Origin of the sequence: Kitasatospora sp. NPDC056327 (assembly GCF_042261735.1) — a bacterium.
Lineage (GTDB): Bacteria > Actinomycetota > Actinomycetes > Streptomycetales > Streptomycetaceae > Kitasatospora.
On the sequence record NZ_JBHJRC010000025.1, the window covers coordinates 1 to 13,104 of the forward strand.

The 13,104-nt window shown below is 71.3% G+C and carries 10 protein-coding genes and 1 pseudogene; 5 read left to right on the forward strand and 6 right to left on the reverse strand.

Annotation, left to right across the window (positions count from 1 at the left end):
- Positions 1–243 precede the first annotated feature (243 nt).
- Positions 244–930, forward strand: coding sequence for a hypothetical protein (locus tag ACFCX4_RS06230; protein ID WP_376139315.1), 687 nt, complete (start codon positions 244–246; stop codon positions 928–930).
- A gap of 7 nt (positions 931–937) precedes the next feature.
- Here the strand turns inward: ACFCX4_RS06230 and ACFCX4_RS06235 are convergent, their stop codons facing one another.
- Together ACFCX4_RS06235 and ACFCX4_RS06240 are read right to left on the reverse strand one after the other, a co-directional pair.
- On the reverse strand, positions 938–1,336 hold the full coding sequence (locus ACFCX4_RS06235; protein WP_376139316.1) for a hypothetical protein: 399 nt from the start codon (positions 1,334–1,336) through the stop codon (positions 938–940).
- A 616-nt stretch (positions 1,337–1,952) separates the two neighbouring features.
- Positions 1,953–5,777, reverse strand: coding sequence for a helix-turn-helix domain-containing protein (locus ACFCX4_RS06240; protein WP_376139318.1), 3,825 nt, complete (start codon positions 5,775–5,777; stop codon positions 1,953–1,955).
- Positions 5,778–6,182: 405 nt separating this feature from the next.
- Between ACFCX4_RS06240 and ACFCX4_RS06245 the strand changes: the two genes are divergently transcribed.
- Positions 6,183–6,620, forward strand: coding sequence for a hypothetical protein (locus ACFCX4_RS06245; RefSeq protein ID WP_376139320.1), 438 nt, complete (start codon positions 6,183–6,185; stop codon positions 6,618–6,620).
- A gap of 102 nt (positions 6,621–6,722) precedes the next feature.
- Complete coding sequence (locus tag ACFCX4_RS06250; RefSeq protein WP_376139321.1) at positions 6,723–7,142, forward strand: DUF2690 domain-containing protein; 420 nt, start codon at positions 6,723–6,725, stop codon at positions 7,140–7,142.
- On the opposite strand, the pseudogene ACFCX4_RS06255 reads toward ACFCX4_RS06250, so the two are convergent.
- The 4 genes and pseudogenes from ACFCX4_RS06255 to ACFCX4_RS06270 form a co-directional block, all read right to left on the reverse strand.
- A pseudogene (locus tag ACFCX4_RS06255) lies at positions 7,067–7,516 on the reverse strand (hypothetical protein); the annotation flags it as partial. The gene ACFCX4_RS06250 and the pseudogene ACFCX4_RS06255 overlap by 76 nt on opposite strands.
- Before the next feature lie 218 nt (positions 7,517–7,734).
- On the reverse strand, positions 7,735–8,382 hold the full coding sequence (locus ACFCX4_RS06260; protein WP_376139323.1) for a hypothetical protein: 648 nt from the start codon (positions 8,380–8,382) through the stop codon (positions 7,735–7,737).
- A gap of 364 nt (positions 8,383–8,746) precedes the next feature.
- Positions 8,747–9,934, reverse strand: coding sequence for a PP2C family protein-serine/threonine phosphatase (locus ACFCX4_RS06265; RefSeq protein WP_376139324.1), 1,188 nt, complete (start codon positions 9,932–9,934; stop codon positions 8,747–8,749).
- Positions 9,931–11,547, reverse strand: coding sequence for an ATP-binding protein (locus ACFCX4_RS06270; protein ID WP_376139377.1), 1,617 nt, complete (start codon positions 11,545–11,547; stop codon positions 9,931–9,933). Before ACFCX4_RS06270 ends, ACFCX4_RS06265 begins: the two co-directional genes overlap by 4 nt.
- Before the next feature lie 110 nt (positions 11,548–11,657).
- Between ACFCX4_RS06270 and ACFCX4_RS06275 the strand changes: the two genes are divergently transcribed.
- Complete coding sequence (locus ACFCX4_RS06275) at positions 11,658–12,431, forward strand: response regulator (RefSeq protein ID WP_376139326.1); 774 nt, start codon at positions 11,658–11,660, stop codon at positions 12,429–12,431.
- 241 nt (positions 12,432–12,672) lie between these two features.
- Positions 12,673–12,846 (forward strand): CsbD family protein, encoded by a 174-nt coding sequence (locus tag ACFCX4_RS06280; RefSeq protein WP_376139327.1) that lies wholly within the window; start codon positions 12,673–12,675, stop codon positions 12,844–12,846.
- Positions 12,847–13,104 lie beyond the last annotated feature (258 nt).

Below are 13,104 nucleotides of genomic sequence, written 5' to 3' on the forward strand. Positions count from 1 at the left end.
GCCCCGGAACCGGGGCCCGGCCCGACGACCCGTGCTGACGACAGGCAGGGCAGACGCCTGACCCCCGTCCCACCCCGAGCGCCGGTACGTCGTCGACACGTCTCCAGCACCGCCGGCGACAACCGCACGGTCCTGGGCATCACCACCCCCTGCCTCAAGCCCCCCGCCGCCGCCGAGACCACCTCCACCCGGATCCCTGCCAGGGGCTTGTGGGCGGGGGCGCGGAAGGTCACGCTGTGGGCCATGGGGGATACGTCCGGGCGCAGCCGGCCTCCCGCCCTGCAGGTCCTGGGGCGGTTCGTGGTCGTGGCCGTGGTGCCGGCCGCCGTTGTGGTGGCCGGCTCGTGGGTGACGGCCGGCGTGTACCGGCTCACCGACGACATGCTGTTCTACCTGACCATGCTGGTCATCGGGCTCGCTGCCCTGGTGCTCCACGGAGTGGTCCTCTTCGAGGTCGCCGCCCGGGAGTCGGTCCCGCGAGCCGTGACGGCGGTCGCCTCGACCGCCGTCCTGCTGGGAGCGTCCGTCTACGGCGTGGTCACCCCGTTCTGGACCGACCTGCAGGTGCGGCACGAGCGCGGGGTGGCGGTCACCGGCATCGTGGAGAGGCGGTGGAGCGAAGGAGTCGAAAGCGGTGGCCCCCTCCCGGGCCTGAGCTTCTACCTCAGCGCCCGTGCCCCCGACGGGACCCGGTGGACCCTGGCGGAGCCCGACCCCCGCGACGAGCGCTTCGCGGTCGGCCGCCCGGTGCTCTTCACCTACGATCCCCGCCACGAGGTCCGCCCCGCCCTCGGCCCCGTCCCGGGCGCACCGCCCTGGGCCGTACGAACGGCCGCCCTCTACCTGCTCTGCGCCGGATCCCTCACCGCCGCAGCCGCCTGCACCCTTCCCCCGTACCGCCGGCCGGAGAAGCGGCTCGCAGGCACCTGACCGGCAGTCAGAGCGCGTACGGGTAGAGCTCCACCTTGTCCGCTGCGAGGGTGACTTCTACCCAGGTGCCGTCGATGCCGCCGGGCGGTGGCGGTGCACGGACCTGGAACAGGAGCTGTGAGCCGCCCATCGTGAGAACCGCGACGGAATCCTCGCCGAGCTCCAGTCGTCCCCGCAGGACAACGTGGCCGCCCTCCTCCCGGACTCCCGGTTCGGCGAGCGGGGCCGGCTGGGTCTTGAGGCCCCAGCGGACGTCCTCATCGACGGTCCACTCGATGACGTGCCGGCCGGCGGCCTCGCGCGGGTCGCCGCGCCACACCACGACCGCGCGGCCGAACGGTGTGTGGGCCCTGACCATCACCCGTTCCGGCCTGGAGGAACGCATCAACTCTGTTTGCACCAGCACGCACTGATCATCCCTCACCGCCCGACGCGGCCGCCTGCCGGAGGACACCGGTGTCCTCCGGCAAGTCATCCTGCCCGCCACCATCCGATCCTGACCGGGGGCGCCCGCGCCAGCCGGGCCGCGACGGCCTCGGCGTCGGGGCCGGTCACCAGGGAGAGCGGGTGGCGGTTGCCCTGTCGGTGCACGGCGATGCGGGCCGGTCGGCGTTCGGGACGGACTCCGCGAGGTCGGTGAGCCCCGTTGGCCTCGCCCGTACCGGCCGTACTGATGGGGTGCCCCGTCGTGGGAGGGAACCGGTCCGTGCTCACGGTCGGCGACGTCCTCGATCAGGGGAAGGGGCGGGGTTTTGCCGGGGGAGAGGGAGGGCCTGGCCTAGGACGCCGCCCCTCGACCTGGGCCCACTGGCGCAACGTCACGCACGCGCCGAGCCGGTACGGCGCGTGCGTGAGACAGCGGCCAGACGAAGCCGCTCCGCCCGGCCGCCGGCCGCCCCAGGTCGGTACCGCCCGCCAGGCTTTGAGCGGTCGAGCAGGTGGCCGGTTAGGGTTTGGCCGCCTTCGGGTCGTGCAGCGGCAGTGGGGCGTCACCCTGCCAGGTCGCCTTGTTGGTGGTGAGGTCAGCAGATCCTGCGGTAGGAAACCTCGGGGAGGTACCTGTCCCAGTCTGTATGAGGAAGTGCGCCTCCGGCTCGTTTGCAGATTCCGGTGGCTTCCTGTTCCGGGGCGATGGTGATCTCGTGCACGGTCGCATGCTCGGTCGTTGCGCGCAGGCTGCGGTCGTCGGGGCCGAAGGCCAGGGCGAGGGCGGTTCCTCCTGGTGTGGGGAGAGCGGGGCCGAGTGGTTGGCGGGATGCGAGGTCCCACATCCGCAGCGTGCCGTCGGCGCCCGCGGCGGCCAGGGTGCGGCCGTCGTGGGAGAAGGCGAGTTGGACGATGGGGCCGAACCCTCCTGTGGTGCTGGATCCGACGGCACCGGGCAGTACACCCAGGTTCTGTTGGGTGCTGTCCAGGAGTGTGACGCGGCCGGCTTCGTCGGCGGTGGCGAGGTAGTCGCCGACCGGGCTGAATGCCACTGCGCGGGTCGTGTTCTTGGCGAGCACACCGAGATTCGTCTGACCTGGTGGCAGGTCAGGAATCCGGTGGTGCGGAATGGCGAGGATCTTTCCGTCCGGCCGCACCGCAGGTTGCTTCCCGCCGATGTGGGTGATCATCCCTGTCCTGGCCTTCGTGGAGAGGTCCCAGGATTCCACGGCCCCCCATCCGTCCTGATCGGTCCGTGACACCACGAGCGACCCTCCGTCCGATGTGAAGCCGATAGCGTTGACGCCGGACTCTGTGAGCCCGTCACCGGCCACGAGGTCCAGCGTTGCGGTGACACCGGCGGTGGCAACGTCCCAGATGGACACTCTGGGGGGCGTCTCCGCCTGAAGGGAGTCGAAGACGCTGTATGCGAACGCTCCACCGTCGGGACGCAGCGCCATGAGGACGGTGCACGGCAAGGGGAGCCGATGCGGCGAGACGCAGGACGTGCCGGGAAGGTCAACGACGTTTCCTTCCTTGCGGAGATCGCGCAGTTGGAAGCGGTACGTGTTCCCGCCCTCAAGCGGCGGCAGTGTGGCGAGCATGCTTCCGTCGGAACTGAACGCGGCGGCCGTGATCGGCCGGCTCGTCCAGGACGGAACGAGGATGTTCGTGAAGTCGATGGTCCGGACCGCGGCCCCGGTCGGACCTTCCAGGTAGCGGATCCGGTGCCCGGCCGGATCCAGCCTGAACTGGCTCGCTTCGCTGCTGGCCAGCGGATACCGCAGCAGCGGAACCGATGGGGTGTCGAGGCGCCAGAGCAGCACCTCCTTGCCGTCCGAGGCCACCATCAGTGTTCCGTCCGGACTGAACGCCGTCTCCCTGACGCCGGCGTGCTTGATCCGCGGGAGTTCCGCTCCCGAGGTGATGTCCCAGATCCGGACACCCTCGCTGTCGACGACTGCCAGGAGGCGGCCTTCCTGCGCGAACCCGACGGCCTGGTTCAGGCATTGCTGCGCGGTGACGTCGGGAGCCCAGGGCGTCGGGACCTGTCGCTGCTCGGGCACGTCCCACACCTGGACCGGCTCGCCCGGAATGCACAACGCCATCAGGCTGTCGTCTGGGCTGAGCGATGCGTCGGGGTACGGGTAGTACGGCATGCGGTCCTCCAACCGCATCCGCCGCTGCCTGGTTTCCGGCACGCCGTGCAGTTCGTCGGGGCCCACCGGCCTGCGCTCACCGCCCCCGATGCGTCGTTCGAGCAGCAGCCGGTTGTCCCGGACATCCCGAACCTGGATCACTTTGTCCGCGCCGGCCACGGCGTGGAGGAGCAGGGTCAGCCCGCTCGGGCCGAGACGGGCCGCGGTCGGATCCACTCCCAGGCCGAAGGAGCGGCGAAACACCGGGGCCGATTCCGTGGTCGCGGGCAGATTCCATACGTTCACGTAGCCGTACTCGAACCCGGCAAGTGTCCGGGTATCGGCGCTCATGTCCTCCACAGCCTCAGCCAGAGACCCCACCCCGGGCAGTGTCGCCACTGGCCGGTGCGTGTCGACGTCCCACTTCACGACCTCGTCATGGCCGACACCGACGAAGGTGCGGCCGTCGCCGCTGAGGAAGTGCGTCTGCGGGACGGCGCTGCTGGACGGTGGAGCGATGAAGACGTCCTGGTCCGGCTGGACGGCGGCGGCGAGGAGAGCGGAGCGTGTCTCAGGCAGATCGGCAGTACTCCACGCGGCGAGACTCAGTCGCATGGCTGTGAGGGGGTCGGAGGAGCGCATGCCGGTGGCCATCGCGGCGGCCCGGCGGGCAGCGGCCTCCATGCGGTGCCGTTCCCCGGTCAGGTTCTGCTGCCACGCAATCACCCCGGTCAACAGGACAAGGACAACCAGGGCGGACAGCGTACTGACGAGAACACGCAGCCGTCGGGCTGAACGCGCCGCGCTTTGCTGCTCTCGGCCGCGGGCGGTGAGAGCAGCCCTGACAAACCTGGACTCCAACGGGGTGAGGTCCTTGCGGTACCCGCCGGTCGCGAAGGCGGCCCTGACTGCGGCCAGCCGGGTGCCCCGGTAGAGCGCTTCAGGGTCCTGGCCCAGTTCCTCCCAGGCCTTGGCCGCTTCGGTGAGCCGCCGGTGCTGGCGCAGCGTCTCGCGAGCGTCCTCGATCCACATGTTCAGGCGGGGCCAGGAGCTGATCAGGGCTTCGTGGGCGAGGCGGACGGTGTCACCGTCCAGGGTGATCAGCCGGGCGCGGGCCAGCACTTCCAGCACCGCCGCCGTGCTGGTCTCGGCGTCGCCGGTGCCGAGGGATTCGAGCTCGCCACGGTCGGCAGGGCGGCTGGTGTCCTGCACCCCGTCGCCCGGAGCGACCAGCCGCAACAGGACACGCCGGGCAACGAAGGCTTGCTTCGGTGTCAGGCCGTCGTACGCCCGTTCCGCAGTCCCGGCGATGGCACCGCGCACCCCGCCGGCGGCCTCGTAGGCGGCCTCCGTCAGTACCCTGCCCTTGCGGCGGCGCCAGGTCTCCAGCAAGGCGTGCGACAGCAGGGGAAGTCCGCCCGGCTCGCCGCCGGTCTCCTCGACGATCCTTGAGGTGAGGGCACGCTCGACGATCAGGCCCGCGCCGGCGGCCGGCTTGACGATCGCCTCCCTCAGCTCGGCCGGCCCCATCGGCCCGACCAGCAACGTGGCGCTGCGCAGGGCCTCGGCCAGGCCGCGGTGGTCCGCGCAGTGGCCGAAGAAATCCGCCCGCACCGCCAGGACGACGCGCACTCGGCTGTCGGGCTCACAGGCCGCCAGGAGCAGCCGGATGAAGGCGGCGCGTTCTGCTGTGTCGGTGCACAACGTGAACGCCTCCTCGAACTGGTCCACCAGCAGCACCGTGTCGCCCTTGCCGTCCGCGGGCGTCGTCGGCGCGGCGTGGCCGGAGGCGGGCCGGGGGCCCGGTGTGAGGATCCGGATTGCCGCCGGGCCCGCGCCCGTCGGGCCCCGGTCCCGGAGCGCCGGGATCAGCCCGGCACGCAGCAGGGAGGACTTGCCGCTGCCCGACGCGCCCACCACGGCGACCAGACGGTGGGCATCCACCAAAGCCAGCAGCTCGGCGACGAGCCGGTCCCGGCCGAAGAACCTGTCACGGTCATCGGGCTCGAAGCGGGCCAGACCGCGGTACGGCGCGTCGCCGTCGCCGTCGCTCCGGCCCGCGGTCTCCTGCACCGTGGCGTGCCAGCGCCGTTCCCACGCCACCAGGTCCCCACGGCAGGCCTCCACGTAGGCCAGTACCACCGGCAGCGACGGGAGCTGCTGTCCTGCGGCCGCCCGCGACAGCGTCGCGGCCGAATACCGGGTACGCCCCGCCATCACCCGGTACGTCACGTCCCCCGCATCCCGGCGCAGCTCGCGCAGCCCCACTGCGAAGCGCTGCACCGGCCCGTCCCCCGGATCCAGCGGACTCTCCTGACGCCCCACCGTGTCCTCCCCCACCCGCTGGCACCACCGGACCGCGTCAACCTACGAGCCGGGACAACCCGTTGCAACGGCTTCTCGACAGGCTGTCTCGTTACAGCGGTCGATCCGGCCTGCGGCGCTGCACTTTGTTTCACGTGATGGAGAGGGCTGCGCAACAACCCGACAGCCGTGAAAGCTCGAACCGGGCCAGGACGCAGCGCAGCAACGGCCGCCCCCGGCACCGGCACAACCCGTGCGCCGGCGGCACCACCACCCGTACGAGGCGGTGCCGCCCCACCGGCGCAGCACCTCGGCATCCGCGACCCCACCGTTTCAGGGCCGCCCGGAAGCCACCCCTGCTGCCCACACCGAAAGGAGACAGCAATGCCGCTCATCAGGATCCGTAGCGCGACGGCCGTGCTCGCCTGGAGCACGGCGCTCGTCGGCGCTACCCTCGCTGCCGCGCCGGCCTCCGCTGCGCCGCAGCAGATCAACTCCCCGGTCGCATGCGCGAGCACCTACTACCACTGGTGCGACGCCGTCGGCGCCGGCGGTGAGTACGCGCAGATGAACGTGTACTGGGGGAGCGACGGTCACGAGTACGTCGACGCGTTCCTCAACACCACTCACCAGGGCCAGAACCTGTGGGTCCTGACGTGGAACGGCAGCGGCTGGGACTGGTCCGGCACCCCCGCCACGATCGACGAGGGCGACGGCTGGTGGGGAGCCGTCGACTACGGGCGCTCCGACGCCGGCAAGACCATCAAACTCGCCATCTACAACTGGGACACCGGCCGGTACATCTACACCAACGCGCACTGAGGTCCCGGCCGTCCCGCCGGCAGTATCACGCCCGCCGCATGTGGTGGGCGTGATGCTGCCGGACAACATCAACCACCTGTCTCTTCGGGGAAGGAAATGTCAATGAAGCGTACGAATCGCGCGGTCAGGGTCCTGATCGGTTCCGCGGCAGCTGCGACGGCCCTGGCCGGGCTCGCCGCTCCGACCGCATCCGCCGCCGCGCCCCAGGTCACGGCGAGCTGCTCCGGGCTCTCCTGCTACGGGCTGGACCCGGTGGACACGGGCTGCAACAGGGACGCCTACACGGTGGAATCGGTGGCTTCGGGGAGGGGCACGATCGAGCTCCGCTACAGCGCGTCGTGCAGGGCGAACTGGGCCCGGATCTCGGGCAGTTCGGCCGGGCAGTGGTTCTACGCGCAGACCGAGAGCGACTGGTTCCAGTGGTGGCGAACGACCGGCGCCACCGGCTACGGCAACATGGTCGACGGTTCGGGCAGGGCGCGTGCCTGCATCGAGTACGGGGTCTGCACCGGCTGGCACTGAGGTTCCTCCGCCTGCCCGGGTGCGGGGAACCGCGGTTCCCCGCACCCGGAGGGTCGGCGGCTGATGACCGGGTGGGGTGCGGCACGGCCGGCACCCCACCCGCAGTCCTGCCAATCCCATTGGCTCGCCGGGCACACGTGATCACAGACGGCCTCCGGCGGCACCGACGGCCTTGAGCATCTGCTGACGGGCCACCAGGACTTCAGCGGCCGCGGGCCGGTCGGTTCCTGGTGGTACACGGGGTCGAGGTCCTTGTCCCCGTGGAATGGGTCGAGGGTGAGGAGGGCGTACTGGGCGGACTTCATCGTGGTGTCGTCGGCGATGAAGACCACACTGGGATCCTCGCCCCGCTTCACCGCGGTGACGGCTGCCTCACCTGTGGTCCCGGCTCAGGTCGGGGCTGTCCACCAGGTGGATCTCGGCCTCATGCTCGCTGCTGGGCCCCCACGGCCGGCAGGCCTTCTCCACTACCGCCCGCCGCCGTCCGATCCTCGTCGTCGGTTCTGATGGTCAGAGCAGCGAACTCATCGCGTCCAATGGTCTCGGGCAATCCGTTCGCCGCCCTTCTCGGTCTTCGGTCAGGGCACAGGAATCAGCAGTCATAGCGGTGGATCGTGGGCCAGTCGGGGCAGGCACGGCAGACGAAGATATAGATGCCACCGGCGTCGCCCATGACCATCCCGTGGCTGTTGTCCTGCCGGGTGTCGGACACCTCCGAGCCGGGGCCAGGACTCGTCCGCTCCTCAACCGGTAGCCACCGGCCGCACGACTCGCTCGCTGAGACCGTCAGGAGGTGTTCCATCAGCTCGCCGCAGACGCACCCGGGCCACCTCGGCTCCTGGGTCCAGCCCGGATAGCCGCCGACCTTGCTCTGCCTGGTGGTGAACGCGTCGAAGTAGGAGATGCCCGTGGCCTCCTCGACCTCGTCGCTCCACACGCCGACACGCTCGCACAGATCGTCCGGCAGGTCCCAGTCCGGGTACTCAACGGCTTCGGTCGGGTGAACAACGCAGGGCCGAGGCACGTACTCGTCGTCGAACTCGTACGGTTTCGGCGCTTCCCCCCGCAGCTGCCCGGCCGAGGTTCCCGCGGCGGATCGCCAACGCAGGACGGGCGTGGGCGACCATTGGTCGTGTGCGGAGTGGATCAGCGGACACCAGAGCACCTGGAGCACATCGGTGCCGGTCGGAAACACCAGGGCCGGAACATCGTTGGCGAAGAGTTGAACCACAGGCACCATGGCGACCGGGGCCGGCCCGACGGTCGCACGTCCGCGCGCAGGGTTGTAGTGGTCCGGCGCGGCACATGTCGGCCAGGGTCGTCAGCCGGCCAAAGCAGCGGTCCACCGAGCGAACTCTCCCACCGGCCGGGGGCACCTGCACGCGGGTACAGCAGAGTTGTGGATCGAGCATGCGGCACCAGGTCCGGGAAGTGGTCCGCCACGTCGAAGGGCGGCGGCGGAACGGTGAAACTCATGGGACCTCCAAATCGCCGCATGGTAGCGCGGCCCCCGGACACCACCTCTGCCCGATCAGCAGGCCGAGCCGAGCCGAGCCGGGCCGGCCCCGGCACCCACGCCGTGTCCGCGGCGACCGGCCGGGTTCTCAGTGGCGGTCCCACCGGAGGTGGAGGACGGCCAGGTCATCGGTGTGGCGGCCGGCGTTCAGGTCCTGGGCCTGTTTGATGAGCAGGTCGACGTGGGTGCCGGGATCGGCGGTCGGCGTGGTGTTGATCAAGGCGAGCAGGCCGTCGACGCCGAGACGGTCGCCCGTGGTGCCGTTGTGCCCCTCGGTGAGGCCGTCGGTGTAAATGGTGAGCGCGCCGGCCTCGGGGAGCGGGAGGGTGGTACTGGGCCAGTTCCGCAGCCCGGGCAGGATGCCGAGCGCCATGCCGTGGGCGACGGCCACCTCCCGGGTGCCCGCCGCGGTGGCCAGGAGCGGCTCGTGGTGGCCGGCCAGGTGCACGATGGCGGTCCCGCGCTGCTGGTCGAGGGTAAGCAGGGTGGCGGTGGCGAACTGGGACTCGCTGCCGCGTTCGGCGACCAGGACCCGTTCCATCAGGTGCAGCAGGTCCTCGCCGCGGTGGCCGCCGAGGACCAGTGCGCGCCAGGCCGCGCGGAGCAGCACACCGAGCGCGGCGGCGTCGCGGCCGTGGCCGCTGACGTCGCCGACGACCGCGTGCAGCAGGCCGTCGTCCCCGACGACGACATCGAGGAAGTCGCCGCCGAGCAGGGCCATCGCGGTGCCGGGCAGGTAGCGGCTGGTGACCTTCACGGTGGAGGTGCCCAGGATCGGCGGCGGGAGCAGGCCGCGCTCCAGCCGGGCGTTCTCCTCGGCCCGCAGCCGGATCGTCTGCGCCTCCATCGCGGTGCGTTCGGTACGGCTGCGGTAGACCGCGTAGCGCAGGGTGCGGCGCAGCAGGTCGGGCTCGACCTTGCCCTTGACCAGGTAGTCCTGGGCGCCGGCCGCCATCGCTTCGGCGCCGGCCTGGGCCTCGGCGAGGCCGGTGAGGACGACGACGGCGTTGTGGGGCGCCAGTTCGCGCACCGCGGTGATGGCGGCGGTGCCGGCCGCGTCGGGCAGGTTCAGGTCGAGCAGGATGCAGTCGATCGGCGTCGTGGCCAGGGTGGCACGTGCCTGGGCCAGGGTGGTGCCGACGGTCAGTTCGAAGCGCAGGCCGGTGTCGAGCAGCAGCTCCTCGACCAGGATCGCGTCGGCCTCGTCGTCCTCGACCAGCAGCACCCGGTAGAGCTGCTCGTCGGCGGCCGGCCCGGACTGTGTGGGGAGGGTCATGGCGCCTGCCGCTCCGCCTCGGACCCGGCACGGACGGCCTCGGGCAGGGTGGAGGCAGCGGCGCCGTGCTGCGGTTCGGCGGCGAGGGTGAAGACCATCCGGGTACCGTCCCGGTGGTTCGGGTCGACGGTGATGGTGCCGCCGTGGAACTCGACGATCTTGCGGCACATCGCCAGGCCGATCCCGCTGCCGCCGAACGCCTCCTTGGTGTGCAGCCGCTGGAAGATCACGAACACCTTGTCGGCGAACTCGGGGGCGATGCCGATGCCGTCGTCGGTCACCGCGAAGTGCCACAGCGGACCCTCGCGCCTCGCGGAGACGTGGATGTGCGGCTGCTCGCCGGGGCGGCGGAACTTCACCGCGTTGCCGATCAGGTTCTGGAAGAGCACACCCATCTGGGTCGGGTCCGCGACCACGGCCGGCAGCGGGTCGTGGGTGATGTCGGCACCCGCCTCCTGGACACTGACGCTGAGCGCGTCCAGGGTGCGCTCCAGCGTCTCCTCCAGGTCGACCTCGTCGCTGGTGTTCAGGACCCGGCCCACCCGGGAGAAGTCCAGCAGGTCGTTGATCAGCACCTGCATCCGGTTGGCGCCGTCGACGGCGAAGCCGATGTACTGGTCGGCCCGCTCGTCGAGCTGCCCGCCGTAGCGTCGCTGGAGCAGCTGGGTGAAGCTGGACACCTTGCGCAGCGGCTCCTGCAGGTCGTGCGAGGCCACGTAGGCGAACTGCTCCAGCTCCGCGTTCGAACGCTGGAGGTCGGCCGCCTGGGCGTCCAGCCGCACCCGGGCCTCCTCGGTGAACGCGAGTTCGCGCACCAGACGGCGGCGCATGGAGTCGATCTCCCCGCTCAGGCGCCGCAGGTCGGCCGGACCGGTGGTGGTGATGGGGTGATCGAACTCGCCGCCCGCGATCCGGCGGGCGTCCGCGCCGAGCTGCTCCAGCGGCCGGTTGATTCCCCGGCGCAGCCCTTCGAAGACCAGCACGGTGAGCAGGGCGATGACCGCCGCGATGGCGGTGAACACCGAGTTGCGCAGGTCGAAGGTGGAGGTGAGGTCGGCGCGCGAGGCGGCGCGGTCGGCGCGCAGCCGCTCCTGCTGGGCGGTCATGGCGGCGCGCACCGCGTCGAAGGACGTCTTGCCCTCGGTGGAGAGGCTGGTGGCCAGCGCCGAGGGGGAGCCGGGGGGCTCGGCGGCGATCGGCCGGGCGACCTTCTCCTGCCAGGATGCGATGGAGGCGTTGACGGCGGCGAGGTCGGCCAGGGCTTCCTCCTCGCCGGGCAGCAGTTCGGCGAGCCGCGCGGTGTAGGCGGCCTGGTCGGCCAGGCCCTGCCGGTAGGGCTCCAGGAACTCGGCGTTGCCGGTGAGGCCGTAGCCGCGGATGCCGGTCTCCTCGTTGAGCATGGCCGCTTCCAGGCGGAACGAGTACGTCAGGGCGGGGGAGCGGACGTCCACCAGGTCGACGCTGATGGTCTCGGTCCGCTGCAGCACCCACGCCCCGGCGAGGCCGAGCGCGGTCAGGACGGTCAGGGACAGGGCGACGCCGACGCGCAGCCAGCGCCTGGTGGTCCAGGTGGACAGGGACCGCGAACGCGGCGGCCTGCGGTCGTCGTGCATCATGTGCCTCTCCGGTGGCGGCCGACCCGGGAGGGAGGCCAGCGCATACTGTAGGGCCACGGCGACAAGCGTTGTTGTCGAGGGTCCGGATGCGGCCTAAAGTACGGGTCATGCCTGGCAAGAACTTCGTGCTCCGCTCCACCTCGGAGGAGACGGCCGCGATCGCGGAAGCGGCGGTGGCCCGCCTCGCCGGGCGCCTCGTGCTGCAACTGCTGGAAGAGTCCGCGGACTCCGCCACGGGCGGCACCGCGCCCGCGCTGAGTACGCTCCACATCCTGGACCACCTCCAGCGGGCCGCCGAACGCCTGCAGCACCGGGCGGCGATCACCGCCGCCCGGGCAGGAGCCGGCTACCCGCAGCTCGGCTCGGCATGCGGGCTCACCCGCCAGGGCGCCCGCCGGCGCTGGCCCGGCATCTTCGACCATTCCGATGAAGCACCCACGGAGACCTTGATCATGACCAGCCCCGACCGCGCCTTCGACGTCCTGCTGGTCGAGGACGACGCGGCCGACGCCATCCTCATCGAGGAGGCCCTCACCGAACGCGGCGCCCGCAACCTCGTCCAGGTCACCGACGGCATCGCCGCCCTGGAACACCTGCGCGCCCCCGGCGCGGTCCGCCCCGACCTGATCGTGCTGGACCTCAACATGCCCCGGATGAACGGCCGGGACCTGCTGCGGGTACTGAAGACCGACGAGGACCTGCGCACCATCCCGGTGGTCGTGCTCACCACCTCCGCCGCCCCCGACGACGTCAACGGCGCCTACAGCAGCCACGCCAACGCGTACGTCACCAAGCCGGTCAACCTGGCGGAGTTCGAGCAGGCGGTGCAGAGCATCGACGCCTTCTACCTGGACACCGCCACCCGCCCGCCCCGCAACTGACGGCGCACCGCCACCGGGCGGCGAGCGCCCGGCGGCGGCGGTGCCGCCCGAACGCGCCAACACTCCCCGCCCACTCCACGTCGCCGTTTCGGGGGCGTGGGGCGGGCGGCTGTGACCGCTTGACCCACAGCCCCGAACGCATTCCGAAACCGCCGGCGATGCACCGGCATGGATCCGGGAAGTGGGGGCACACGGACTGTCGCAACGACCGCGAACGAAACAGTCCGCCGAGGAGGCCGTCATGGGCATGGGTGACAAGATCGGGAACGCCGCCGAGAAGGCCAAGGGCGCTGTCAAGGAGGCCGCGGGCAAGGCCACGGGCAACGAGCGGCTGGAGGCCGAGGGCAGGGCCGACAAGGCCAAGAGCGACGTGAAGCAGGCGGGCGAGCACGTCAAGGACGCCTTCCGGCACTGACGCACCCCTCGCATCCCCTGTCCGCGGTGCGGACCCGGCCCCAGCCGGGTCCGCACCGCGGCCGCGTTCCGGCACGCCACTCTCGCAGCACGCCGGTCCTCTGCAGCGGCAACCGGTCGGCTGGTGCGATCGGCGCGATGAAGGAGGTTTCCGGTGCGGTGTCGTGCAACACCGGCTGGAAGGCATCAGCCCGAAGGTCCCGCCTCCACTCTCCGTGGCCTGGATTCCGGTGCCCGGACGCCGCCGAGCGGACAGTGC

Coding starts and splice junctions, on each gene's coding strand:
- ACFCX4_RS06260 (WP_376139323.1), bottom strand. CDS start 8,382: ATGGTGCCTGTGGTTCAACTCTTCGCCAACGATGTTCCGGCCCTGGTG.
- ACFCX4_RS06230 (WP_376139315.1), top strand. CDS start 244: ATGGGGGATACGTCCGGGCGCAGCCGGCCTCCCGCCCTGCAGGTCCTG.
- ACFCX4_RS06265 (WP_376139324.1), bottom strand. CDS start 9,934: ATGACCCTCCCCACACAGTCCGGGCCGGCCGCCGACGAGCAGCTCTAC.
- ACFCX4_RS06275 (WP_376139326.1), top strand. CDS start 11,658: ATGCCTGGCAAGAACTTCGTGCTCCGCTCCACCTCGGAGGAGACGGCC.
- ACFCX4_RS06280 (WP_376139327.1), top strand. CDS start 12,673: ATGGGCATGGGTGACAAGATCGGGAACGCCGCCGAGAAGGCCAAGGGC.
- ACFCX4_RS06270 (WP_376139377.1), bottom strand. CDS start 11,547: ATGCACGACGACCGCAGGCCGCCGCGTTCGCGGTCCCTGTCCACCTGG.
- ACFCX4_RS06245 (WP_376139320.1), top strand. CDS start 6,183: ATGCCGCTCATCAGGATCCGTAGCGCGACGGCCGTGCTCGCCTGGAGC.
- ACFCX4_RS06250 (WP_376139321.1), top strand. CDS start 6,723: ATGAAGCGTACGAATCGCGCGGTCAGGGTCCTGATCGGTTCCGCGGCA.